Source organism: Streptomyces sp. NPDC058697 (assembly GCF_042715345.1).
GTDB lineage: Bacteria > Actinomycetota > Actinomycetes > Streptomycetales > Streptomycetaceae > Streptomyces > Streptomyces liliifuscus.
Genome location: NZ_JBHXSU010000006.1, coordinates 406,408 through 429,081 on the forward strand (window position 1 = coordinate 406,408; position 22,674 = coordinate 429,081).

The 22,674-nt window shown below is 68.1% G+C and carries 22 protein-coding genes; 12 read left to right on the forward strand and 10 right to left on the reverse strand.

The genetic code is table 11. The features are described 5' to 3' along the window. Positions 1-60 precede the first annotated feature (60 nt). A complete protein-coding gene (locus ACFWXQ_RS17730) occupies positions 61-3,222 on the forward strand; it encodes a DUF3427 domain-containing protein (protein WP_383937353.1) in 3,162 nt (1,053 codons plus the stop codon). Between the two features lie 3 nt (positions 3,223-3,225). Here ACFWXQ_RS17730 and ACFWXQ_RS17735 read toward each other — a convergent pair whose 3' ends face one another. Continuing rightward, entirely contained in the window at positions 3,226-3,870 is a 645-nt protein-coding gene (locus tag ACFWXQ_RS17735; RefSeq protein WP_383937417.1) for an ATP-binding protein, read from the reverse strand. 227 nt (positions 3,871-4,097) lie between these two features. Between ACFWXQ_RS17735 and ACFWXQ_RS17740 the strand changes: the two genes are divergently transcribed. The 3 genes from ACFWXQ_RS17740 (at position 4,098) to ACFWXQ_RS17750 (ending at position 7,070) form a co-directional block, all read left to right on the forward strand. After that, positions 4,098-4,946 (forward strand): helix-turn-helix domain-containing protein, encoded by an 849-nt coding sequence (locus ACFWXQ_RS17740; RefSeq protein ID WP_383937351.1) that lies wholly within the window; start codon positions 4,098-4,100, stop codon positions 4,944-4,946. Next, the gene (locus tag ACFWXQ_RS17745) at positions 4,943-5,164 is read left to right on the forward strand and encodes a DUF397 domain-containing protein (RefSeq protein ID WP_383937349.1); all 222 of its coding nucleotides are present in this window, start codon (positions 4,943-4,945) and stop codon (positions 5,162-5,164) included. Before ACFWXQ_RS17740 ends, ACFWXQ_RS17745 begins: the two co-directional genes overlap by 4 nt. A 553-nt stretch (positions 5,165-5,717) precedes the next feature. Continuing rightward, on the forward strand, positions 5,718-7,070 hold the full coding sequence (locus ACFWXQ_RS17750; RefSeq protein WP_383937347.1) for a DUF222 domain-containing protein: 1,353 nt from the start codon (positions 5,718-5,720) through the stop codon (positions 7,068-7,070). Positions 7,071-7,080: 10 nt separating this feature from the next. On the opposite strand, the gene ACFWXQ_RS17755 is transcribed toward ACFWXQ_RS17750, so the two are convergent. Both ACFWXQ_RS17755 and ACFWXQ_RS17760 read right to left on the reverse strand, forming a co-directional pair. Further along, positions 7,081-7,356: a DUF1876 domain-containing protein gene (locus tag ACFWXQ_RS17755; protein ID WP_186001011.1), complete on the reverse strand. Its 276-nt coding sequence runs from the start codon at positions 7,354-7,356 to the stop codon at positions 7,081-7,083. Positions 7,357-7,502: 146 nt separating this feature from the next. Then, positions 7,503-8,204, reverse strand: coding sequence for a maleylpyruvate isomerase family mycothiol-dependent enzyme (locus ACFWXQ_RS17760; protein ID WP_383937344.1), 702 nt, complete (start codon positions 8,202-8,204; stop codon positions 7,503-7,505). Positions 8,205-8,338: 134 nt separating this feature from the next. Between ACFWXQ_RS17760 and ACFWXQ_RS17765 the strand changes: the two genes are divergently transcribed. The 5 genes from ACFWXQ_RS17765 to ACFWXQ_RS17785 all read left to right on the forward strand — a co-directional run bounded on the left by ACFWXQ_RS17765 (position 8,339) and on the right by ACFWXQ_RS17785 (position 11,535). Further along, entirely contained in the window at positions 8,339-8,914 is a 576-nt protein-coding gene (locus ACFWXQ_RS17765) for a SigE family RNA polymerase sigma factor (protein WP_383937342.1), read from the forward strand. Then, positions 8,911-9,432: a PASTA domain-containing protein gene (locus tag ACFWXQ_RS17770; RefSeq protein ID WP_383937340.1), complete on the forward strand. Its 522-nt coding sequence runs from the start codon at positions 8,911-8,913 to the stop codon at positions 9,430-9,432. Before ACFWXQ_RS17765 ends, ACFWXQ_RS17770 begins: the two co-directional genes overlap by 4 nt. 85 nt (positions 9,433-9,517) lie before the next feature. After that, complete coding sequence (locus ACFWXQ_RS17775) at positions 9,518-10,234, forward strand: hypothetical protein (RefSeq protein ID WP_383937338.1); 717 nt, start codon at positions 9,518-9,520, stop codon at positions 10,232-10,234. Between the two features lie 231 nt (positions 10,235-10,465). Further along, positions 10,466-11,167: a rhamnogalacturonan acetylesterase gene (locus tag ACFWXQ_RS17780; RefSeq protein ID WP_383937336.1), complete on the forward strand. Its 702-nt coding sequence runs from the start codon at positions 10,466-10,468 to the stop codon at positions 11,165-11,167. A 65-nt stretch (positions 11,168-11,232) separates the two neighbouring features. Continuing rightward, positions 11,233-11,535, forward strand: coding sequence for a hypothetical protein (locus ACFWXQ_RS17785; protein ID WP_383937334.1), 303 nt, complete (start codon positions 11,233-11,235; stop codon positions 11,533-11,535). Positions 11,536-11,558: 23 nt separating this feature from the next. Here ACFWXQ_RS17785 and ACFWXQ_RS17790 read toward each other — a convergent pair whose 3' ends face one another. Next, positions 11,559-12,512, reverse strand: a complete 954-nt coding sequence (locus ACFWXQ_RS17790; protein WP_383937332.1) for a GlxA family transcriptional regulator — start codon at positions 12,510-12,512, stop codon at positions 11,559-11,561. Between the two features lie 199 nt (positions 12,513-12,711). On the opposite strand from ACFWXQ_RS17790, the gene ACFWXQ_RS17795 reads away from it, so the two are divergent. Continuing rightward, the gene (locus ACFWXQ_RS17795; protein WP_383937330.1) at positions 12,712-13,212 is read left to right on the forward strand and encodes a protease; all 501 of its coding nucleotides are present in this window, start codon (positions 12,712-12,714) and stop codon (positions 13,210-13,212) included. Here ACFWXQ_RS17795 and ACFWXQ_RS17800 read toward each other — a convergent pair. Then, complete coding sequence (locus tag ACFWXQ_RS17800; protein WP_383937328.1) at positions 13,175-13,711, reverse strand: hypothetical protein; 537 nt, start codon at positions 13,709-13,711, stop codon at positions 13,175-13,177. The genes ACFWXQ_RS17795 and ACFWXQ_RS17800 overlap by 38 nt on opposite strands. A 135-nt stretch (positions 13,712-13,846) precedes the next feature. On the opposite strand from ACFWXQ_RS17800, the gene ACFWXQ_RS17805 reads away from it, so the two are divergent. After that, on the forward strand, positions 13,847-14,932 hold the full coding sequence (locus ACFWXQ_RS17805; RefSeq protein WP_383937326.1) for a helix-turn-helix domain-containing protein: 1,086 nt from the start codon (positions 13,847-13,849) through the stop codon (positions 14,930-14,932). 126 nt (positions 14,933-15,058) lie between these two features. On the opposite strand, the gene ACFWXQ_RS17810 is transcribed toward ACFWXQ_RS17805, so the two are convergent. The 3 genes from ACFWXQ_RS17810 to ACFWXQ_RS17820 all read right to left on the reverse strand — a co-directional run bounded on the left by ACFWXQ_RS17810 (position 15,059) and on the right by ACFWXQ_RS17820 (position 19,262). Beyond that, positions 15,059-16,009 carry an alpha/beta hydrolase gene (locus ACFWXQ_RS17810; RefSeq protein ID WP_383937324.1) on the reverse strand — a complete coding sequence of 317 codons (951 nt, stop codon included), beginning with the start codon at positions 16,007-16,009 and terminating at the stop codon, positions 15,059-15,061. A gap of 184 nt (positions 16,010-16,193) precedes the next feature. Further along, on the reverse strand, positions 16,194-17,717 hold the full coding sequence (locus ACFWXQ_RS17815) for an MFS transporter (RefSeq protein ID WP_383937322.1): 1,524 nt from the start codon (positions 17,715-17,717) through the stop codon (positions 16,194-16,196). A gap of 183 nt (positions 17,718-17,900) precedes the next feature. After that, the gene (locus ACFWXQ_RS17820) at positions 17,901-19,262 is read right to left on the reverse strand and encodes a DUF445 domain-containing protein (RefSeq protein WP_383937320.1); all 1,362 of its coding nucleotides are present in this window, start codon (positions 19,260-19,262) and stop codon (positions 17,901-17,903) included. Positions 19,263-19,483: 221 nt separating this feature from the next. Here ACFWXQ_RS17820 and ACFWXQ_RS17825 point away from each other — a divergent pair, with 221 nt between their 5' ends. Next, positions 19,484-20,809 (forward strand): SGNH/GDSL hydrolase family protein, encoded by a 1,326-nt coding sequence (locus tag ACFWXQ_RS17825; RefSeq protein WP_383937318.1) that lies wholly within the window; start codon positions 19,484-19,486, stop codon positions 20,807-20,809. An 86-nt stretch (positions 20,810-20,895) separates the two neighbouring features. Here ACFWXQ_RS17825 and ACFWXQ_RS17830 read toward each other — a convergent pair whose 3' ends face one another. Together ACFWXQ_RS17830 and ACFWXQ_RS17835 are read right to left on the reverse strand one after the other, a co-directional pair. Beyond that, positions 20,896-21,645 carry a DUF1707 domain-containing protein gene (locus ACFWXQ_RS17830; RefSeq protein WP_383937316.1) on the reverse strand — a complete coding sequence of 250 codons (750 nt, stop codon included), beginning with the start codon at positions 21,643-21,645 and terminating at the stop codon, positions 20,896-20,898. A 10-nt stretch (positions 21,646-21,655) separates the two neighbouring features. Next, a complete protein-coding gene (locus tag ACFWXQ_RS17835) occupies positions 21,656-22,669 on the reverse strand; it encodes an ATP-binding cassette domain-containing protein (protein WP_383937314.1) in 1,014 nt (337 codons plus the stop codon). Between the last annotated feature and the right edge of the window lie 5 nt (positions 22,670-22,674).

Consider the following 22,674-nt stretch of genomic DNA (forward strand, 5'->3'; position numbering starts at 1 on the left):
CGGTGTCAGTGGTCTCTGTTACACATGGGCGCAGTTGCCTGAGCGATCAAGGGGGTCAGCGTGTCTGAGCCGAGAGACCTGTCGCAGCCCGTCGCGGGTGTGTACGAGGAGCTCATCACGCTGCGGTGCGAGCAGAGGTTGAAGGAACTCGCCGCCCTGGGATGGCACCCGGTACACGAGGCTGTGGGAGCCGAATCGGTTCCCCATGTTCTGGCAAGACACGTCGCCGGAGCTGTGCGACGCGTACTGAACAACCTCCCAGCTGAGGAGCGGGTGCACGCGGCGAACCACATCCTGGAGTCCATCGGCACTCTTGAAGGGGCGAAGGAATGGGTGGACGTGGTCGCCGAAGGACCGCGCCAACTCCTAGCGCTAACACGGCAGGAGGCACCGGGCGTCTTCGCCGTCCGCCCAGCCATCCCACTCTCCGACACAGCGCTGATCACCAACTCACCAGAGGACCCCAGTCTCGGCTTCGAACTGCGCGCCGAGCTCGCCACCACCGACCGGGTCGATCTCCTCTGCGCCTTCGTGAAGTGGCACGGTCTGCGCATCATCGAGCAGTCCCTCAAAGCAGCCCATGAGCGGGACGTACCCATACGCGTCATCACGACGACGTACATCGGAGCAACCGAGCGTCGCGCTCTGGATCGTTTGGTGCGAGATTTCAACGCCGAAGTCAAGGTCAACTACGAGACGCGGTCGACACGGCTTCACGCCAAAGCTTGGCTATTCCGTCGCAGGAGCGGTTACGACACGGCGTACGTCGGAAGCTCCAACCTCTCCAAGGCTGCACTGCTCGATGGCCTGGAGTGGAATGTTCGGCTTTCTTCTATCGCCACGCCCGATGTACTCCGAAAATTCGAGGCAACCTTCGAGGCGTACTGGAGTGACCCGTCCTTCGAGATATACGACCCTGAAGCTGATGGAACTCGCCTACAGGAAGCCTTGGCGATCGCCGGAGGCACCTCTTCAAAGCCAGCCGCGGACCGCGGTATCACGCTGTCCGGTCTTGAAGTGCGGCCCTACCCGCATCAGCGCGACATGTTGGAACGGCTAGAAGTCGAGCGGGAGGTGCACGGCGAACACCAAAATCTTCTGGTGGCCGCTACTGGCACCGGAAAGACTGTGATGGCTGCGCTCGATTACAAGCAGTTGCGTAAGAAGCACGGGCGTGACCTTCGGCTGCTATTCGTCGCCCACCGCAAGGAGATCTTGCAGCAGTCCTTGCGAACGTACCAAGACGTCCTGGTGGACCCAAATTTCGGCGAGTCTCTCCACAGCGGGGAAATCCCAGAGCACTGGACGCATGTCTTCGCCAGCGTGCGATCGCTAAACGAACGCGCTCTCGACCGACTGGCCTCTGATCACTTCGACGTGATCGTGATCGACGAATTCCACCACGGGACCGCACCAACATATCGGAAGATCCTCAAGCACTTCCAGCCATTGGAGTTGCTTGGGCTAACAGCGACGCCCGAGCGCATGGATGGAAAGAACATCCAAGACGAGTTCTTCGATGGCCGGATCGCTGCCGAAATGCGACTATGGGAGGCTTTGGAGAACGATCTACTCAGCCCCTTTCACTACTTCGGAATCAGCGACAACACCGATCTGAGTACGGTGAAGTGGGGCCGCGGAGCGTACGACGCAAGTGATCTGAGCAATGTACTGACCGGCAATGACGCACGGGCACGACTGGTCGTCAAGGCCGTTGAAGAAAAGCTGGTTGAGCCGGGTGCCATGCGTGCACTGGGCTTCTGCGTGTCAGTCAAGCACGCGCACTTCATGGCGAAGTACTTCCGCGTTGCCGGCCTCAACGCCATTGCCTTGTCCGGCGAGAGTCCAGCCGAGCAACGCGAGCAGGCACTGGCCGACCTCAAGTCCGGGTCCCTACAGGTGATCTTCTCCGTCGATCTCTTCAACGAGGGCCTCGACATCCCTGATGTAGACACGCTGCTTTTGCTCCGCCCCACCTCAAGCGCAACGGTTTTCCTCCAGCAGCTCGGCCGGGGCCTTCGCCGCACCGAGGACAAAGCGGTGCTGACCGTGCTGGACTTCATTGGGCAGCATCGCAAGGAGTTTCGCTTCGAGAATCAGTTCCGAGCGCTCACGAACCTGACCCGCAAGCGACTCCTGGACAACATCGAGCATGACTTCCCGCAGCTTCCGTCCGGCTGCCAGATCATCCTTGAGGAGAAGGCGAAGAAGACCATCATCGCCAACATCAAGGAACAGATCGGCGTCAACGTTACTGCTCTGGCGCGCGAGGTCGCAGACTATGCCGAACCGATGCTGAGCCTCTATCTCCGCGAGAGCGGGCGCGAACTAAAAGAGCTCTACCGAGGAAACGGCAACTCGTGGACTGGGCTGCTGCGCCGCTCTGGCCTGTTGAAAGGTGCGGAACCGGAAGGCGAAGCAGCACTACTCAAGCGAATCTCCGCCTTCCTCCACGTGGACGACCCGCTCCGAGTAGCGGCGTACACACGGATGTTGGAAGACGGCGCCCCCCTCTACACCGAACTCGACGAGCAGGGGCAGGCCTACGCCCGCATGCTCTTCTTCCAGCTGTGGCCGCTCGGAGGCATCACCCGCAAGGGCTTCGCACACTACGACGCCGGATTTGCAACTCTGCGCAAGCAGCACGCCGTTCGCAGCGAGCTGCGCCAGGTGCTGGCACACAACCTCGACCACACCGAGCACGTCCCGATCCCACTGCTAGGGATTGGCGGGCAGAACGACGTCCCACTGACCGTGCACGCCTCTTACAGCCGCGAGGAGATCCTTCCCGCCCTTGGCCAGTCCTACATCGGCGGCTTCATGCCAGGAGACTTCCGCGAGGGTGTGAAGTGGTGCGAGTCGCACAAGACAGACGCTCTCCTCATCACGCTAGAGAAGGACGAGAAAGACTTCTCTCCGCAGACCCGCTACCACGACTACGCACTGAGCGAGACTGCCTTCCATTGGGAGTCGCAGAACCAGACCTCGGACACCTCCCCGACCGGGCTCCGCTACCAGCATCACACCACTGAGGGCAGTCACGTCCTGCTCTTTGTGCGCCGCTACAAGAGCACTGATATCGGAGGAGCTCAGCCCTGGATGCTGCTCGGCCTGGCCGAGTACGACGGCCACACGGGAAGCAAGCCGATGGCAATCACATGGAAGCTGAGGCACAAGATCCCAGCGGATGTCTGGACGTACTCGGCGATCGTGGCGGGGTGACTCTCACATCGATTCGCCTACGAGGCCGACTTCAGCCTCGAAGTGCGTCTGGGCTCGGTCGAGCGCTTCATCCGCATCACGGCCATGAGCTCGAAGCCAGTGCAGGAGGTCGGCGATGGCATGAATCGCCGCTTCCTCTGCCCTGGCCATGCTCAGCGAACTTGCGACTGCTGTTCGCGGCGACTTTGCTGCCCGATACAGTTCGAGCATTCCCTCGGCTCTTGCCACACGGGATCCACCGCCGTGCCCGTTGGGCGTGGTCAGGCTGGTGGAGAGCTCGCACCATGTCACCTTGCGGTCAGCCAGGAGTTGGACGCCCCAACGGTCGGCGGTGGCATCGATGAGCGCCATGCCCCGCCCCGACTCGGCATCGAGGTCCGAGCTAAGGAGCGTCGGAAGGGCTCGGGCGTCGGGGTCGTGGACCTCGATACGCAGATGAGTGCCGTTCATAGAAACAGCGAGAGTGGTCGGAGTGCCGGGACCAACGTGCGTAATCACGTTGGACACGAGCTCGCTAACGCAAAGTTGGGCGTCGTCGGTGACTTCGTGCAGGCCCCAGACCCCCAGGTGGAGCCTCATGATGCGGCGCAGGGATGCCACCTCCTCGGGTTCGGCCGTGAAAGCCAAGTCCCATGGCTTCCGGGACATGCACGCTTCCTGAATCACCGGGTCCCCTCTCGTCGCTCGCCATCGCCGCCAGCTCCAGATGATCGGCGGAGTGTCACGAACGCTCACAGTGAGTGGCGTTGCCTGTCAGGATGGCGCCCACGCATCCCGTCGTGCAATGTGCACGACGGGATTCCCACTTCCGAGTGATTGGCAAGCCCGCCCCTTGGCACGAGACTGAACGCCGGTTACCGAGAAGGGTGTTGGGAATGGCAGGTTCACCGACGGCACGTCGTCGTCGCCTCTCGATCGAACTGAAGAAGCTGCGCGAAACCAATGCCCTGACCTGCGCCCAAGTCGGTGCAGCACTGGACTGGAGTGGCTCCAAGGTCAATCGGATGGAGACGGGAAGCGGCAGGGTCCAGCCGTCCGACATCGATGCGCTGTGCCGCTTCTACGAGACCGGTGATGAGCTGCGCGAGTTCCTGAAGTCTCTTGCGAGGCAGGCCAAGACACGCGGCTGGTGGCAGGAGCACGGATCGGGGGTGCCCCAGTGGTTCTCCATCTACATCGGCCTGGAGCAGGAAGCCTCCACATTCCGCCAGTACCAGTGCGAGTTGCTCCCCGGGCTCATGCAGACCCCGGCGTACGCCGGCCAACTCCACAGGACTGGAGCGCATCTGCCCGCCCAGGACATCGATCGGGCGGTGCGCGTACGTATGGAGCGCCAAGCCATGCTGACGCGGCCCGAGGCACCGGATGCCTGGTTCGTCGTGAACGAAGGGTCTCTCCGCAATGTCATCGGGGAGCGGGCGTTGATGAGAGAGCAGCTCGAACGCATGCTGGAGTCGTCGGAGTTGCCGAGCGTCACCCTGCAGGTCCTCCCGTTCGACTCAGGCACCTATCCGGCCACGGGATCGTTCACCATGCTCGGCTTCCCCGATCAGGAGGACCCGGACATCGTGTACCGGGACGGCATCACGGATGCCGTCTACCTGGAAGGGGAGCATCATGTGCGTGAGTACACGAGGGCATTCGACGGCTTGAGGGCAGCCGCCCTGAGCCCTCAGCGCTCCGCCCAGCTGATCAAGTCCATTCTTAAGGAATATGCAAGATGAGCATTGCGCGGCCTGCTCCCCAGGACCCCTCGTCGTGGTTCAAATCCTCTTACAGCAACGGCGCGGGCGGCGAGTGTGTCGAGTGCGCCCACACCGTCGGCAGGGCCCTCGTGCGCGATTCCAAAAGCACCGGTGGCCCCATACTCAGCATTCGCGTTCACGCTTGGCAAGCCTTCATACGAGCGGTGCCGCCGATTCGCACAGACTCGGAACAGTAACTTGCCGGCGTACGCCACTGCGCGGGCTGGCGGAGTTTTCATGGCTTGGTCAAGCCAATGTCCGGGTGAGGTGGTGTTGGTGAGCCTGAGCTTCGGAGGTGCCGTGGGGCCGCCCGCTTCTTTTTCAGTGTCGTGATTCCGTGGGCCGAGTAAAGGGCGGCCTTTGGCCGTCGCCTGCGGCGATTTCGCTTCGCTTCACCCTTGACTCGGCCCACGGAATCACGGGGTAGAAGCGAGCGGGCGGCCGGGGAGAGTGGGGTCCCGGGTAGGGATGCGCGCGGGTGGGATTGGGTGTGGGGCGGGGTCTTCGGGCGCGGTTGCGTCTCGCCTGCACGCGCGGGTGGCTTAGCGGCTTTCGGGTGGGGGGAAGTTCGGTTCCTGCCTAGGTGCCTCCGGGAGCTTCCTGCCGCGTTCCCCCTTCTTTCATCCTTTCGATTGCTCGGCTGACCTGGCCTTATCACGTTGAGTGAGGGAGAATTAAAGGAGTCAACTCGCCTGGCGAGAAGGTGAGTTGGTGTGATCTCGGGGCGTGGCAGCGGGGGGTGCGTTGGCTGTGAGCGAAGTGGTTTCGGAAGGAGTGCCCTTCTCCACTGGCGTGGCCTCGGATTCTTTGGATGCCTGGGTCGCGATGTTGCGGGAGCAAGTTCCCTGTCGTGAGACCGCTGGCGCTCTTGATGATTTGCAGGGGGAGTGGCTTTCTCCTCGGGGGCGGATTGATGCGCTTGCCGTTGTGGAGCGGCATCTGGCTTGGTTGCAGGCCAAGCAGGTTGAGTTGTTGGCCTTCATTTCCGATCACACCGAGGGGTCGGCCTCGGCCGATGTTCCGGCTGTGGGTTCTGATATGGATGCCGTTTTTCTCGGTGAGTGGGATTGCGCCGTTGAAGAAGTCGCCTGTGCCCTGAAGTTGGCCAATTCCACTGCTGCTCAGCGGTTGGAGACCGCTCGGCTTCTCGCCGGGCGGCATCCGGCGACCCTGGGGTTGCTCGCTGATGGGGAGATCTCGTATCAGCAGGCCAGGATCGTGGCCGAGCAGTGTGCTGGGTTGGCCGTGGGGGTGGCGGGGGAAGTCGAGAGGGCGCTCGTCGAGAGGATGCCTCAGCAGGCTGCTGGGCAGACTCGGGCCGCTGTGCGGCGGCAGGTTCTTCGGGTTGATCCCGAGGGGGCTGAGGGTCGTCATCAGCAGCGCGTGCGGGAGCGGAAGTTGTTGTCCTATCCGCAGGAGGATGGGATGGCCTTGTTCGGGGCCGTGTTGCCCGCCCAGCGCGCCGCCGTGATGGAGCAGGTCGTGGAGGCGTACGCCGTTGGGTACGGGGATGACGGGCGTACGTTGGATCAGAAGCGGGCCGATGCGTTGTACGACCTGGTCGTCGAGCAGCGGAGCGGAGCGCCGGAGACCCGCTCCAGGGCCACCGCCGTTGTTCACGTCACCGTGCCGATCGATGTGCTCATGGGCGTTGATGATGGGCCGGGTGAGCTGAAGGGGTACGGCCCGGTCACCGCCAGCCAGGTTCGGGACCTCGCCTTCGCTGCCGGGACCGTATGGCGGCGGCTTCTTGTTCAGCCTGCTGGTGGGCTGCTCGTGAAGAGCGATCCCACTACCTACAAGCCGACCGCGGAGACCGCGCGGCATGTGGTTGCTCGGGATCAGTACTGTGCTTTTCCCAGTTGTCGGATGCCTGCCTCGCGTTGCGATCTCGATCATGTTCGGGCTTTTGACCATGCCCGTCCTGAGCTGGGTGGGCCCACCACCCCCGAGAATCTTCAGCCGCTGTGTCGGCGGCATCATCGGCTCAAGACCCATCACCCGGGGTGGAGGGTCGGCAGAGATGTCCGTACGGGGGCCGCCGTCTGGACCGCGCCGACCGGGCATACGTATATCAACACCCCGCCCGTCTACCGTGAGTGAGCGAGGCCGCTCAGGTCAGCGGGTGTGAGGTTCGGCCCGAGGCCTCGTCTATTTCGTCGTGGGCCTTGGTCAGGAGTTTCATCGCCAGTTCGTTCAGGGCCCTGGCGCCGGCTACTTCTTCGCCCACCCTCGGCTGGTTGGAGTCGGAGGGGTGGCGGCTCGCGTAGCCGTGGGCCCGTACCTCGCTTCCGTCGGGGAGGCGTACGAGGGCGGCTGCGCGGGTGCGGTTGTCGTCCTCGTCGAATTCCAGCTCTATGTGCCATCCGACAGCGGTCTTCATCGTCATCACGATCACCTCCGGAGCCGCTGTTTCCAGCTGCCCTCCAGCTGTCTCCCAGCTGCCTTCCGCTGCTTCCGCCTTCCTCCAGAGTGCGCCTGCTCGGCTGCGATTGCACGGCGTGCCCGTGACTGAAGCTCCCTGGCGCCCTCGCGTCACGCCGTCCCGCAGCGGTCCCGGAGCAGCTCCGCTCCCTCGCCCTCCAGGTCGTCGCAGTACGACGCACGCCCTGTCATCGCCATCACCAGGGCCAGGGTCGTACCGGAGACCAGCGGGCCCGCGCCGGTCGTGAAGGGGCCGTCCGTCGCGGTGAGTCTCAGGCCGTCGATGCGTCCCTTGGCCAGGACCACGAGGTCCGAGCCACGGTAGTACTCGGCCACCCGCGTGACCGTCTCGGTCGGGTGGTCGCGGACGATGCCCAGTGGGCGTCGGATGTCCTCACCGTGCACGATCGTCTCGCCCAGCATGGCCAGGGCGGGGAGGGGCGGCTTGGTCGTGCTCGGGACCACTCGCCGGAATCTCTCCAGTGTCTCCGCCGGGGTGGCGCCCAGCTGCTCGGCCAGCCGCATCGCCACCTGTTTGTCGAAGTCGAACCGGCAGCGGATCACACCCGCCAGCCAGCGTACGGAGTTGAGGTTCGCCGCCGCGGTGAGGTGGGCCAGCACCTCGCGCACCGTCAGCTCGGTGCACAGGGACGGCGTTGTCCACTGCTCGTCGGTGAGTTCCGCCAGATCGGCCGCCAGCGACGTTCGTTCCGCGCGGATCAGGGGCCAGATTCCGGTGGCCGTCCCTCGGCTGCCGCGAGCCGCTCTCGGTTCTCCCTGCCCACTTGGGTCTCTTGGGTTCGCTTCAGTCATTCGGGGACGTCTCCTGTCAGAGGGCATGGGCGTGGTCGCCGGCCTTCGATCCGCCTGTGATCCAGGTCTCATCATCACTGTGCAGCAGAAGACACGGGTTCCGCGTCGAGGGGGTGACAGGAAGGGAGGAGCGTGTGGATCTGGTGACCGAGTGGAAGCTGAGTGCCGGTCGCGGTGAGGCCGGGGCCGGGCCGGCGGAGATGGACTTTCAGCAGTTCGTCGCCGCCCGGTCGGCTCCGTTGTTCCGCGGCGCCCTCGTTCTGACCGGGAACCGCGAGACGGCGGAGGACCTGGTCCAGGAGACGCTGGAGCGGGTCTGCCGCAAGTGGCGCACGATCGCCGCCAAGGACGCTCCGGACGCATACGTCCGGCGGATCATGGTGAACCTGGCCAACGACCGTTGGCGGAGGTTCCGTCGCACGGTTCCGCACCAGGACACCGGCGACATGGCGGCTCCGGGTGACGAGTACGGACGTATAGACAGCAGGGACCAGCTGGTCCGCGCTCTGCAGAGTCTGCCGATGCGGATGCGGACGGTCGTGGTGCTGCGGTACTTCCACGATCTGTCCGACGCCGAGATCGCGGCCGACCTGCGCATCTCGCAGAGCACCGTACGGTCGCAGCTCGCTCGCGGCATGGAAAAGCTCAGAAGCCAGTTTCCCGCGCTCTCCGGCCCTTCAGCACGGCAGTCCGAGGAGGGAACCCGATGACCTCGAACGATTCGCGGCCCTTCGGCTGCGCACACCCCACATCCTTCGAAGAGGAACTGGTGAACGCCATGAACAACTTCGCGAACTCCGCCGACGCGCCCACGTTCGACGCGCCCGGCATCACCCGCAGGTCCCGTCGCAAGCGTGCCACGGCCATTGCCGGTATCTCGGCCGCCCTCATCGTGGCCGGCGGCGGTACCGCCCTCGCCTCCATCACCGGCGGTTCGGACGCGCCGAAGGCCGCTCCCGCGGCCGCCATCACCGCGGCGCCCGCCAAGGACGCCGCCACCCTGCTGTTCGCCCACAGCGCGGGCATGACCATCCCCATCGACCTCCTCGGCCGGAGCCTGGCCGACGCCAAGGGGCAGATCGAGAAGACCCAGACCAAGCTGGGCAAGGTCAGCAAGGTGGACTGCGGCAAGTACGGCAAGCCGGGCACGGTCATCCAGGTCGACCCCCACAGCCCGAAGACCGTCGCCAACGGCGACACCGTCAATGTGACGCTCTGCGCCGGCTGACCAGAGGCCCCTGTTCGCGCCCCGCTCCTCCCGGTACCGGTGCCCGGAGGAGCGGGGCGCGGCGCGCTCAGGGATGATCTGTCCCATGGGGCATGGGAAAGGGCACGGGGCGGACATGGACGACGCCCGGGCGTGGGACAAGCGGCTGGCATGGGCGTACGGACTCATCGCGGACAACCCGGCCGAACGGGCCGCCGCGCTCGACCACTTGGCCTCCGCGCGCAGGAGGACCGAGGAGGCGCAGCATCGGTTCAACGAGACGTTGCGGACGCTGCAGGGGCAGGGGGTGATGTATCCGTACGAGGATCCGGCCCTGCGGTCGGCCAACGAGGAGTACCTGTGGGCCCGGAGCCATTCGCTGCCCAGCGGCATGTGGGACAGAGGCCACGGCGAGGATCTCGCCGAATGGCCCGGGCTGCCCTACGCGCTGCTCTTCCTGGAGTGGGAGGCCCGGTATCCGGAGGAGTGGACCCGGCATGCCAAGGCGTGGGGCACCAAGGAGGGGCTCATCCGGGATCTCGCCACCGACGCCGTCGGGCAGGATCCGGTCGCCCGGACCAAGCTGATCGACCTGGTGGAGATCGTCGTACGGCGTGCCTACCGCTGCAAGGACCGCGAGTACGTACGCATCGCCCGGGTCGTCGACGGCGACCCGCTGCGCGTACGCCTGGAGGGTGCCCGGCGTTCGGAGAACCCCTGGGCCCAGCTGCACGCCGGGTACGTGTTGTGGATTCTGGACCGGCCCGAGGTGCCCAACAGCCGCCATGTCTGGCGGACTTGGCTGGCTGACGCGCGGCAGTAGGGGCGCGGGGACCGGGTTGCGGGGCACCCCGGCAACCTTTCGACTCCCGGCTGCCACCTCTCTCTGACAGTTCCTCAACTCCTCTGCGGGGATGGTCGGATGAGACGCAATGGCAGTGTGTGCAGTCGTCGACGGTTTCTTGTCGGTGGTGCGGGTGTGATCGGGGGTGGGGCGGTCGGGGTGCTGGGGCTGCCCGGTTCCGCTATTGCCGCTGCGGTGGCGGGTGGGACCGTGTACATCGCCAGTGACTCCACCGCCCAGACGTACAACTCCCGTTACTACCCCCAGGCGGGCTGGGGGCAGAAGCTGTCCTCGTTTCTGACCTCGAACGTCACGGTCGCCAACCATGCGATCGGTGGGCGGAGTTCGCGGTCCTTCATCGAGCAGGGGCGGCTGGCCGCGATCCATCAGGTGATCAGGGCCGGTGACCACCTCTTCGTGCAGTTCGGGCACAACGACGCGACCGTGGGCAATCCGGAGCGGTACACGTCTCCCGCCGACTACAAGGAGTACCTGCGCAACGACTACATCCGGGCGACCCGGGCGCGGGGCGCGACCCCGGTCGTGGTGACGCCGGTGTCGCGGCGCTCCTACAACGCGACGACGGGGAAGTTCAACGTCTCCTTCCCGGCGTACGTGGATGCCGCGAAGGCGGTCGCGCGGGAGGAGGGCGCCCCGCTGGTCGACCTCTCGGCGGCCAGCCGGAGCTACCTCGACGGGGTCGGGATCGAGGGGTCCAAGGGGATCTTCCTGTGGCTGGCCGCGGGGCAGTACCCGAACTTCCCGAACGGGGTCCAGGACAACACCCACTTCCAGGAGCGGGGCGCGGTCGAGATGGCCCGGCTGGTCGCCCGGGCCGTGGCGGGGCTGGGGCTGCCGATCTCGGGAGAGGTGGTGCCGGGCGCCCGGCGGGGGCCGGTTAGCCTCGGTTGACCGGCCGGAGTCCCGGTCGGAGTCCCGTCCGGAGTCCCGGCCGGAGGCAGCACCAGGAGGCAGTGATGGCGAAGGTACCGGCCGCGGCGGTGGCCGCGGGTGGGCTCATCGGTGGGTACGGGGTCGCCCGCTGGACGAAGAAGCGGCAGCTCGGCGGGGTCGTACTCGCCGTCGCCGGGGCTGCGGCCGCACAGCAGTGGCGGCAGCGGGCCGGCGGGCGGGCGGCGAGTGCGCTGACCGTCGCGTACGTCGCCGGGTTCGCCGGATCGCATCCCCTCGCCAAGAAGGTCGGCTCCTGGCCCGCGGTGTTCGGCGTGGCCGGAGCCGTGGCGCTGGCGTCCTGGGCGGTGGCCGACCGGCGCGGCTGAGGTCCCCGGGGAGGGCCGGATCCCTATCCCACCGGCGCTCCCCGGAACGCCCTCCGGTAGGCCTGCGGGCTCGTTCCCACGACCCGCTTGAAGCGGTCGCGGAAGGCCGTCGGTGAGCCGAACCCCGTCTGGACCGCGATCCGTTCGACCGGGTGGGTCGTGGTCTCCAGGAGGTGCTGGGCGCGGCGCACCCGCGCCAGGTGGAGCCACTGCAGGGGTGTGGTACCGGTCTGTTCACGGAACCGGCGGTTGAGCGTACGGGCGCTCATGCCCGCCCGGGCCGCGATGTCGTCCAGGGTCAGATCGCGGTCGGAGTGCTCCTCCAGCCAGCTCAGCAGGGGTTCCATCGTCGTGCCGGCCGGGGCCGGGGGCTGGTCGTGGACGATGAACTGGGCCTGCCCGCCCTCCCGTTCGAGCGGCATCACGGACATCCGGGCCGCGTGCGCGGCGACGGCCGAACCGTAGTCCAGGCGGATCATGTGCAGGCACATGTCCATCGCCGCGGCGGCACCGGCCGAGGTGAGGAACTGGCCGTTGTCTACGTAGAGGACGTTCGGGTCGACCGTCACCTTCGGGTACATGGCCGCCAGGTCCGCCGCCGCGATCCAGTGGGTCGTCGCCCGCTGTCCGTCCAGCAGACCGGTGGCGGCGAAGATGAACGCGCCGACGCAGATCGACGCGATACGCGTCCCGTTCGCGGCCGCCGCGCACAGAGCCTCCGCCACGCCCGGCGGCAGCGGCACGGTCGGGTCGGTGGTACCCGGCACGACGATCGTGTCCGCCTCCGCCAGCGCGTCAAGACCGTACGGCGCCCGTACGTTGAACGGGCCCGCGCTCACCTCCTCGGCCACCGAGCAGACCTTGATCCGGTAGGGCGCCCGGCCGTCCGGCAGCCGGGCCCAGTTGAACGTGTCGATCGGCGCGGAGAGGTCGAACGGGATGACCTGGTCCAGTGCCAGTACGGCGACTGTGTGCATGGCAAAAGGGTAGGGGTGGCGCGGGTTCTGGCCAACAGGGGGTCGGCCTGGTGTCGACCTCTTGTTGCTGGCCTGATGCGGGCCTACCGTCGGTCTGCCAACCGCCCGAGCAGGCCCTGGCGAGCCCTGGCGAGAATCCGTTGAACCCTGGCAATACCGCCACTTCCACAAGATCCGGTACGCCGCCTACCGTCCCCTCGTGACCAAGTTCTTCCTCGTTCTCCATGTCCTGGCCGCGATCGTCGCCGTCGGGCCCGTCACCGTGGCGGCCAGCATGTTCCCGCCCGGCGCGCGCCGCGCCCTCGCGGATCCGGGGGACCAGCGGGCGGCGGAGACGCTACGGCTGCTGCACCGGATCTGCCGGGTGTACGCGGGCCTCGGCATCGCCGTTCCCGTACTCGGTCTCGCCACGGCCATGAGCATGGGCGTACTCGGTGACGCCTGGCTGATCGCCTCGATGGCGCTGACCGGGATCGCGGCGGCGGTCCTGCTGGCGCTGGTGCTGCCGCGTCAGGAGGAACTCCTCGCAGCGGTGGAGGTCACCGATGCCACCGGAGCCGGCACCACCACGGCCACCGGCGTCGCCGCGAACCCCCGTGCCACCGTCCGGCTCGCCATGTTCACCGGTGTCTTCAATCTGCTCTGGGCCACCGTCACGATCCTCATGATCGTCCGCCCGGGTTCCACGACGGGTGCCTGACGGCCGGGCAACCGCCGCCCGCTCCCGACGAGGAGTGGGCGAACACCAGCCCGTCCGTCGAGTCTCCCGTGTCCTGTCTGAACTGCCGGGCGACGGACGCGGCGACGAGTACCCCCGCCGCCATCACAAGCGTGGAGAACGCCCAGGTCAGAGGCCACAGGGAGGCGTCCGGCGGCTCGGGGTCCGTGCGGAACGAGAGGTACATGAGTGTCGCCGGGGGCGCCGCCACCAGCAGCAGGGGCCAGGCGAGGGCGTCGCGGTGGCCGAAGTACACGGCCAGGAGGAGCAGGGTCACGGCCAGGACCGTGACGCCGAGGACGGTCACCGGGGTCGTCTCGGTCGTCGAACCGGGTGACTCGGGGCGGTTGCGCAGATCCCAGGGCAGGCAGAGAAGGTACGCCGCCGAGGACAGGGCGGCACCCAGCAGGCGGGTCAGCCAGCGTTCCGTCCAGGGGCGCTTCGACAGCAGGCCCAGCAGCTTCTCGGTCTTGGGGGTCATGGGAACGAGAGTTCCTCAGACGGACAGGGGGCCGACAGAGTACGCGTACTCAGATCGTTGAGGCCTTCCTCCCGGCCGTACGGCGACCCGTACGACCGGTCCGTATACGCCACCCACGGCCTAGACTCCCAGGTCATGAAGGGACTGCTGCTACGGCTGTCGGCCCTCGACGCGGACGCGGCGGCGGCGCTGCGGGTCATCGCGCACTTCGAGGCGCTGCTCGGGGCCGGGCGGCTCGGCACCGAGTCGCTCGTGCGGTCCACGGCGGGGCTTGCCGAGTGTCCGGCGGGCCTTGAGGTGGGCGGGCGTGTGGTGCGGTTCGGGCCGGCCGGGACCGTACCGGCGGGGCCTGTCGGCACGGTCTCCGGGAGCGCCGAGTTCGCGCCGGGCGGGCGGGTGTGGCTGGAGCGGGCGGGGGCGCCGGGGCCCTTCGACGAGCTGGTGCTTGAGTGGATGGCCATCGCCGCGGGCGTCGTGCACGGCGGCCGGGAGCAGGAGAGCGCGCCCCATCAGGTGGCGGACCCGGCGCTGGTCGAGCGGGTGCTGTCGGAGCGCGAGGCCGTCGAGGACCGGGCACGGGCGCTGCGCCTGCTGGGTCTGGCGCCCGAGCAGCCACTGCGCGTGGTGGCCGTCGCTGGTGCCTCGTCGGTGGCCGTGCTCGGGCGGCGCGCACTGCGTCCGGGTGTGCGGGTCGCCGCGGTCGGTCCGCTCGCCGTGGCGCTGGCGCCGGGTGCCGAGTCGGCCGCCGAGGGGTTGCGGGCGTTTCTCCGTGAGCACGGTGCCGAGGGGGTACGGATCGGGATCGGCGGCAGTGCTCCCGCCCTGGACGCCGGGGTCTCCTGGGCGCAGGCCCGGCTCGCGCTGCGGTTCGCCGTCGATGTGGCGGGGCTGCCCGACGAGGCCGTCGTGGACCACGACACTCTCGGGCCGGTGGCGTTGCTCGCCGACATCCCCGTCGACCGGCTGCGGGCCCAGCCCGACGTACGCGCCCTGGCCGAACTGGCGGAGGGCAAGGGCGGCCCGGCGGCACTGGCCGCCCTGACCGCCTTCCTGCGCACCGGCTCCCTCCGCCACGCCGCCACCGACCTCCACCTCCACCACAGCTCGGTAGCCGCCCGCCTCACAGGCGTGGAAACGGCCCTGGGCTACCGCCTGAGCAACCCACAGGCCCGCTTCAGAGCCCAACTCACTTTGTACGCACTGCGATTGGCGCCCCGTTAGCTGGGCGCCCCGTTAGCTGGGCGCCCCGTTGGCTGGCGCCCCTTTAGGGGCGCGGGGAACTGCGCGACAAGCCACAACGCACCCGCAGCCGAAAACAACAGATACCCGCCGGTGCTTCGAAAGGCGCTACCTCAGCGCCTTCCGAAGCACCGCAACAACCTCCGCCGCATCCCTCTGGGAGACCTCCGCATGGGCGACCATCGCCGAGCCGTAGAACGTCCCCGGAAACAGATGCAACTCCACACTCACCCCGGCCGCGAGCAACGCACGCGCATAGTCGATGCCCTCGTCCCGCAGCGGATCGAACTCCATCACCGAGATGTAGGCGGGCGGCAGCCCCGCAAGCTGCTCGGCGGTGGCCCGGGCGGGAGCCGCGTACACGGGGACGTCGGGGCTGCCCGGCACACCGGCGCCGAGGTAGGCGTCCCAGCTGATGATCGCGTTGGGCCGGTTCCACAGAGGCGTGTCGGTGAAGTCCCGCATGCTGGGCGTGTCGAGGCGGTCGTCGAGTTCGGGTATGCCGAGGTACTGGAAGACGATCGCGGGGCCGCCCCGGTCCCGGGCGAGCAGCGCAAGACCCGCCGCGAGACCACCGCCCGCACTGGCGCCGAAGAGGGCGATCCTGGTGGGGTCGATGCCGAACTCGGCGGCGTTCTTGGCGATGTGGACGAGTCCGGCGTACGCGTCTTCGAGGCCGGCCGGGTACGGGTTCTCGGGGGCGAGCCGGTACTCCACGGAGTAGACGGCGGCGCCCAGTTCCCGCGCGAGCGCCACGTTGACGCCGTGGTCGAAGTCGACGGTACCCAGCATGAAGCCGCCGCCGTGGATGTCGTAGATCACCGGGAGCGGGCCCTCGGCGCCCTGCGGGCGGTAGCCGCGCAGGACGACGTCCGGGGCACCCTCCGGCCCGGGGGCCACCACGTCGAAGACGTCCACGCCGGTGGCGTCCACGTCCGCGAGGGCCGCGGTGACGCCGACGAGCATCTCGGCCCGGGCGCCTTCGAGGTCCGAGGTGTCGGCCCTGGGCAGCATGGGCACGACCGCGGCAAGCTCCGGGTCCAGGGGGTAGGTCGTCATCTCGTCCTCCGATTCGACGCGCGTTCCCGTCGTCGTCGCGGCTCTGCGTCGTCACGTCGCTGCGTCGTTCCGAGAACGGTGACACGGCGCATCCTCGCAGGTCACCCGACGGGCGTCGGGCAATCCGGGAGGGCGACCCGACAGCCGTACGGGCCGAAGGTTGAGGGCTCCGGAAGCGGCGGGCCTACGCCGTCGCCCCGGAAGCCGCCGGTCCAGCCGGTCCCTCCGGCCCGGAAGGCTTCGCCCCCGAAGACGGCGAAGCCGCCTCCGACAGCGGCCTGGCGATGTCCTCCAGCGAGCGCCGTTCCGCCCGTACCGCGAGTGCCGCCGCGACCAGTCCCGCCGCGCACATCAGCCCGGCGCCGATCTGGAAGGCGAGCACCGTGTCGCCGACCACGCCCGTGCTGGTCAGGTCGGCGAAGAGCAGCGGCCCGCTGATGCCGCCGGCCGCGGTGCCGATGGCGTAGAAGAAGGCGATGGCCATCGCGCGGGTCTCCATCGGGAAGATCTCGGAGACCGTGAGGTACGCGCTGCTGGCGCCCGCGGAGGCGAAGAACAGGACCACGCACCAGCAGGCGGTCATCGTCGTCGCGCTCAGCGAGCCCCGGTCGAAGAGCCAGGCGGTGGCGAAGAGCAGGATGCCGGAGAGCAGGTAGGTGGACGAGATCATGATCCGGCGGCCCACGGTGTCGAAGAGCTTGCCGAGCAGCAGCGGGCCGAGGAAGTTGCCGGCCGCGATGACGGCGAAGTAGTAGCCGGTCGAGGAGGTCGGCACGTCGAAGAACTTGGTGAGGATCGCGCCGAAGCCGAAGGTGATCGCGTTGTAGAGGAACGCCTGCCCGATGAAGAGGGAGAGGCCGAGCACGGCGCGTTTACGGTACGTGGAGAAGACCGTGCGCCCGATGGTGAGGAACCCGATGCTCTTGCGCTGGTGGATGGTGATCTCGCCCGCGGGCGGCGGGAGTTCGCGTCCGGTCTCCTCCTCGATCTGCCGCTCCACGGAGGAGACCAGGCGTTCGGCCTCCTCTCCCCTGCCGTGGATGAACAGCCACCTCGGACTCTCGGGGACGTTGCGGCGTACGAGCAGGATCACCAGGCCGAGGACGACGCCGAGGAGGAAGGTGAGCCGCCAGCCGACGTTGATCGCGAACAGGTCCGTGTTCAGGGCGACGATCGACAGGAGCGAGCCGCCGATCGCGCCGAGCCAGAAGCTGCCGTTGATGATCAGGTCGACGCGGCCGCGGTAGTGGGAGGGGATCAGTTCGTCGATCGCCGAGTTGATGGCCGCGTACTCGCCGCCGATGCCGAAGCCGGTGAGGAAGCGGAAGAGGAAGAACCACCAGGTGGAGAAGGAGAACGCCGTCATGGCGGTGGCCGCGAGATAGACGGCCAGCGTGATCATGAACAGTTTCTTACGGCCGAAGACGTCCGTGAGACGGCCGAAGAACAGCGCCCCCGCGCAGGCCCCGGCCACATAGAGCGCGGCCGCGACACCGGTGACCTGGGCGGCCGAGATGGGCAGCCCACTGCCGGACTCGGAGAGCCGGCCCGCAATGTTCCCGACGACGGTGACCTCAAGCCCGTCGAGGATCCACACCGTGCCGAGCCCGATGACGATGGTCCAGTGCCACCGTGACCAGGGCAGCCGGTCCAGCCGGGCCGGGACAGCTGTGGTGACAGTGCCGGTATCGGCCTCGGTGACGGCCATGGCTCGCCTCCTCCACCCCCGGGCACGCACGGCTCCGGGGCACATCCCCGAGTCCCCAGATCCGCGCCCCTCTCACCTGACACCTTTCACGCCGTCCGGCGGGGCTACGCCCCTTTAGGGGCGCGGGGAACTGCGCGACCAGCCCCCACCGGGCCCGCAGACGAACCCACACCCAGCGGAGCGCTACGCTCCCAACGCCCGGGACACCACATAGATCAGAAGGCCCGCCAGCGAGCCAACCACCGTGCCGTTGATCCGAATGAACTGCAGATCCCGCCCGATATGCGCCTCGATCTTCTTCGAGGTGTGCTCGGCGTCCCACCCCGCGACGGTGTCGGTGATGAGCGACGTGATCTCGTCCCGGTACGTCGTCACGACGTACACCGCCGCCCCCTCGACCCACCCGTCGACCTTGGCCTGAAGCTTCGCGTCGGTGGCCATCCGCGCCCCGAGCGAGAGCAGCGAGGCACGAACACGCAGCCGCAGCTCGCTCCGCTCGTCCTCCGCCGCGGACACGATCATCTGCCGTACGGAGGACCAGGCGGACGCGATGAGGTCCTGGACCTCGCCACGGCCGAGGACCTCCCGCTTGAGGTTCTCCACCCGGGCGCGGGTGTCGGTGTCGGACTGGAGGTCGGAGGCGAAGTCGGTGAGGAACCGGTCGAGGGCGCCGCGGGCCGGGTGGGCGGGCATGTCGCGCATCTCGGTGACGAAGCGCAGCAGTTCCTTGTAGACGCGCTCGCCGACCCGCTTGTCGACGAACCGCGGGGTCCAGCCGGGGGCGCCGCCCTGTACGGCGTCCATCACCTGGTCGTTGTGGAGGACCAGCCAGTCGTGGGCGCGTACGCAGATCAGGTCGACGACCCGCCGGTGGCCGCCGTCCGCGACGACCTTCTCCAGCATTTTCCCTATGCCGGGGGCGATCTCCTGGGCGTCGGCCCGCCGGTTGATGGCCTCGCCGACGACGGCCTGCACATCCGAGTCGCGCAGCACGGCGAGGGCGCCGCGCAGGGCGGTGGCCAGCTCCGCGGTCACCCGGTCGGCGTGCTCCGGATCGGCCAGCCAGGCGCCGAGACGGCTGCCGATGCCGACGGCGCGCAGCCGCTGCCGTACGACGTCCCGCGAGAGGAAGTTCTCCCCGACGAACTCGCCCAGGGAGACACCGAGCTGGTCCTTCTTGGTGGGGATGATCGCGGTGTGCGGGATGGGGATGCCGAGGGGGTGCCGGAACAGCGCGGTGACGGCGAACCAGTCGGCGAGCGCGCCGACCATCCCGGCCTCGGCGGCAGCCGCGACATAGCCCGTCCAGGCGCCCGCGCCGGAGTTCCCGGCCCACTTGGCCAGTACGTACACGACGGCGACGAACAACAGCAGGCCCGTCGCCGTGAGTTTCATCCGGCGCACCCCGCGGAACTTCTCCTCGTCCGCGGGGCTGAACGAGTTCATCGCGCGCCCGGGCACCGTGCGGTTCGCCGCACCGCCGGGCCGGGCATGCTGCCCTTCGGGCCCCGCGTCGTCCTTTTGATCCGCTTTCGTGCTTTCCATCCACTCCACCCGTTCCCTGTCCCCCACACCCATTGTCCCAACCTGACCGACTACTGGAACGGAACAGGAGTTCCCGGCGTCTTGCCGGGCGGGGCCGGAAAAAACGGATACGGGCGGCGGGGGCAATGGGGGCCCTGTCCGCTTCCCCCCATGCCATGCCTCATCATGGGGTCATCACATCGGAGCCCTGGGCTCCCACTGCCCGAGGAGACTTGCACCGCATGACCAAGCGTCACGGTTATGCCTTGCTGGCCGCGATCGTCGCCGTAGTCGTGGTCATCTCAGCCGCCATATACGTCGGGGTCTCAGCCGACGACGGCGAGGAGAAGCCGCTCGTGGGCGGCCGTACGCCACACAACTCGGCGGCCCCCGCGTCCGTCGGCACCTGGGTCGGCGCCTGGTCGGCGTCCCCGTCCGGGGCGGAGCCCGGCACCGAGACCAACGGAATGGCGGGCCGTTCGGTCCGCAACGTGGTGCATGTCGGCGTCGGCGGCACCGCGGCCCGGATCACCCTGTCCAACCTCTACGGACAGCAGCCGCTCAGCATCACGCACGCCTCGGTCGCCGTCGCGGCCGCCGCGAACAACCCCGCCGCCGCGGCCGGCACCATGCGCCGCCTCACCTTCCGCGGCAGCCCGTCGGTGGTCGTGCCGGCCGGGCAGCAGGTGGTCAGCGACGCCGTGCGCCTGCTCGTCCCGCACGACACGGACGTGCTGGTGACGACGTACTCGCCGACCCCGTCCGGGCCGGTCACCATCCACCCGCAGGCACGGCAGATCTCGTACACCGCCGAGGGCGACCTCACGGAGGACGTGACCGGCACCGCGTACACCGGGCAGACGCCCTACTGGCGCTATGTGACCGCGCTGGACGTGCTGAGCAACGAGTCGGACGGCACGGTCGTCGTCATCGGCGACTCGCTCACCGACGGCTCGACCTCGTCCGTGGGCGAGAACCGGCGCTGGACGGACGTCCTGGCCGACCGGCTGCGCGAACCGCGCGACAACTCGGACGGGCCGCGTTACAGCGTGGTCAACCAGGGCATCAGCGGAAACCGCGTCCTCGGCAGCGGCCTCGGCCGGCCCGCCGAGAACCCGAGCGGTCTGATCCGCTTCAACCGTGACGTACTCGGCCGTACGAACGTCAGGGCGGTCGTGGTCGCCCTCGGCGTCAACGACATCCTCCGTACGCCCCAGCAGACCGACGCGAACAAGATCACCGCCGGGCTGCGCGAACTGAAGCGCATGGCCCACGCCCGGGGCCTGCGGGTCGTCGGGGCCACGCTCATGCCCTTCCAGGGCCACCGCGGCTACCGCCCGCACCTGGAGGACACCCGCCAGGCCGTCAACGCCCAGATCCGCGCCGGCAAGGTCTACGACGCCTACGTCGACTTCGACAAGGCACTCCGCGACCCCTACAACCCCCGCCGCCTCCGCTCCGACTACGACTCGGGCGACCACCTCCACCCCAGCGACAAGGGCTACAAGCGCATGGGCGAGGTCTTCGACCTCAAGGACCTGAAGGGATCAGCCCCGGCCGAGCTGTAAGCGCCCTTTAGGGGCGCGGGGAACTGCGCGACAAGCCACAGCGCACCCGCACGTTACGACCACCCGCGGGAGCGCTCCAGCTGGACTCAGTCCCGGTCCCGCCGATCATCCCGCCGGGACTCCTCCAACTCCTCCTGCCGCGCAGCCCTCCGCTCCAGCTTCTCCAGCCGCCGCTCCTCCTTCTGGCGGAGCCGCTCGGCCCGGGTCACCTTGCGCTCGACACCGACACCGCCCCAGAAGGCGAACCCGGTGACGACGACACGCGGCGCGCCGGGGTCGCCCTGCACACCCTCCTCGCGGTGGTCGAAGCCGCCCATGACACCAATGCCGCGGACGACGACCTCGACACCCGGCGGCACGATCACACTCATCCCGCCCATGATCGCGATGCAGTTGACGACGACCTCGCCGCCGGCGAAGTTCGCCTCGCGCAGGTCGACGACACCACCGCCCCAGAACGCGAAGGCGTTGAACTTCCTCGGCACGGTCCAGCGCCCCTTGCGCTCGAACCCCGACATGATCGCGACACCCCACTGGGACGTGCCGCTCTCGCCGTCGACGATCCGGTCCGCCCAGCTCCCCGTCTCGGCGGCGGGCCTCTTGACCATGGACACGGTCGGCGCGGGCGGAGTCACCCCGGGCGCGGGCAGATCCCGTGTGATGGGCGCCAGCTCCTTGTACGTACGGGCCTTGTACGTCGCCTCCAGACGTTCCTCGAACTCCTCCATGTCGAGGCGGCCCTCCGCGAGGGCGTCCCTCAGCACTTCGGAGACCTGCTCGCGGTCGGCGTCGGAGGCTCGCAGCTCGGGAAGCCCGTCGGGGAGTTCGTCCGTCATGGACAGAAGCCTACGAGGTTGCCTTCTCCTCGTACATGCGGCTGATGACCGCCTCGATGTCCGGCTCACGTACCGACAGGTCCACCAGCGGATAGGCGGCGGCGATCCGCGCCACGAGCGGCGCCGCCGACTCCGCCGCCGGGAAAGCGAGCCACTGCCGCGGCCCCTCGACCTTCACGACCCGCGCCGACTCGACCTCGATGGGCGGGAGTTCACGCTCCAGGTCCACCACGAGCGTCCGCTCGCTCTCACCGATCTCGTGCAGCCCGGTCAGCGGCCCGTCGTACATCAGACGCCCGTGGTCGATGACCATCACGCGCCGGCACAGCTGCTCGATGTCGGTCAGGTCGTGGGTGGTGAGCAGGACGGTGGTGCCCTGCTCGGCGTTGAGGTGCCGCAGGAACTCCCGCACCTTCGCCTTGCTGATCACGTCGAGCCCGATCGTCGGCTCGTCCAGGTACAGCACCTCCGGGTCGTGCAGCAGCGCCGCCGCGATGTCCCCGCGCATCCGCTGCCCGAGCGAGAGCTGCCGTACAGGCACGTCCAACAGCTCGCCCAGTTCGAGGAGTTCGACGCACCGGTCGAGGTTCTCGGCGTACCGCGCGTCCGGGATCCGGTACATGCGGTGCATCAGCCGGTACGAGTCGATCAGCGGGAGGTCCCACCACAGGGTCGTCCGCTGCCCGAACACCACCCCGATGCGCTGCGCGAGCCGGGTGCGCTCGCGGGACGGATCGATGCCCGCCACGCGGAGGCGGCCCCCGCTCGGAGTCAGGATGCCGGTGAGCATCTTGATGGTGGTGGACTTGCCCGCGCCGTTCGGCCCGATGTAGCCGACCATCTCGCCGCGCGCCACGGCGAAGGAGATCGAGTCGACCGCCCGCACCTGCCGCCGCTCACTGCGCATGAAGCCGGTCTTCTTGCGTACGTCGAAGACCTTCTCGACGCGGTCGAGGCGAATGAAGTCGTCACCGTGATCGTCGGCGTGGCCGAAGTCCGTCCCTGTGTCCGTCTGCGTGTCCATGTGCG

Excerpts from the sequence above, each read along its gene's own strand:
- ACFWXQ_RS17735 (WP_383937417.1), bottom strand. The coding sequence starts at position 3,870 with ATGTCCCGGAAGCCATGGGACTTGGCTTTCACGGCCGAACCCGAGGAG.
- ACFWXQ_RS17740 (WP_383937351.1), top strand. The coding sequence starts at position 4,098 with ATGGCAGGTTCACCGACGGCACGTCGTCGTCGCCTCTCGATCGAACTG.
- ACFWXQ_RS17745 (WP_383937349.1), top strand. The coding sequence starts at position 4,943 with ATGAGCATTGCGCGGCCTGCTCCCCAGGACCCCTCGTCGTGGTTCAAA.
- ACFWXQ_RS17755 (WP_186001011.1), bottom strand. The coding sequence starts at position 7,356 with ATGACGATGAAGACCGCTGTCGGATGGCACATAGAGCTGGAATTCGAC.
- ACFWXQ_RS17760 (WP_383937344.1), bottom strand. The coding sequence starts at position 8,204 with ATGACTGAAGCGAACCCAAGAGACCCAAGTGGGCAGGGAGAACCGAGA.
- ACFWXQ_RS17770 (WP_383937340.1), top strand. The coding sequence starts at position 8,911 with ATGACCTCGAACGATTCGCGGCCCTTCGGCTGCGCACACCCCACATCC.
- ACFWXQ_RS17775 (WP_383937338.1), top strand. The coding sequence starts at position 9,518 with ATGGGGCATGGGAAAGGGCACGGGGCGGACATGGACGACGCCCGGGCG.
- ACFWXQ_RS17785 (WP_383937334.1), top strand. The coding sequence starts at position 11,233 with ATGGCGAAGGTACCGGCCGCGGCGGTGGCCGCGGGTGGGCTCATCGGT.
- ACFWXQ_RS17790 (WP_383937332.1), bottom strand. The coding sequence starts at position 12,512 with ATGCACACAGTCGCCGTACTGGCACTGGACCAGGTCATCCCGTTCGAC.
- ACFWXQ_RS17800 (WP_383937328.1), bottom strand. The coding sequence starts at position 13,711 with ATGACCCCCAAGACCGAGAAGCTGCTGGGCCTGCTGTCGAAGCGCCCC.
- ACFWXQ_RS17805 (WP_383937326.1), top strand. The coding sequence starts at position 13,847 with ATGAAGGGACTGCTGCTACGGCTGTCGGCCCTCGACGCGGACGCGGCG.
- ACFWXQ_RS17810 (WP_383937324.1), bottom strand. The coding sequence starts at position 16,009 with ATGACGACCTACCCCCTGGACCCGGAGCTTGCCGCGGTCGTGCCCATG.
- ACFWXQ_RS17815 (WP_383937322.1), bottom strand. The coding sequence starts at position 17,717 with ATGGCCGTCACCGAGGCCGATACCGGCACTGTCACCACAGCTGTCCCG.
- ACFWXQ_RS17820 (WP_383937320.1), bottom strand. The coding sequence starts at position 19,262 with ATGGAAAGCACGAAAGCGGATCAAAAGGACGACGCGGGGCCCGAAGGG.
- ACFWXQ_RS17825 (WP_383937318.1), top strand. The coding sequence starts at position 19,484 with ATGACCAAGCGTCACGGTTATGCCTTGCTGGCCGCGATCGTCGCCGTA.
- ACFWXQ_RS17830 (WP_383937316.1), bottom strand. The coding sequence starts at position 21,645 with ATGACGGACGAACTCCCCGACGGGCTTCCCGAGCTGCGAGCCTCCGAC.
- ACFWXQ_RS17835 (WP_383937314.1), bottom strand. The coding sequence starts at position 22,669 with ATGGACACGCAGACGGACACAGGGACGGACTTCGGCCACGCCGACGAT.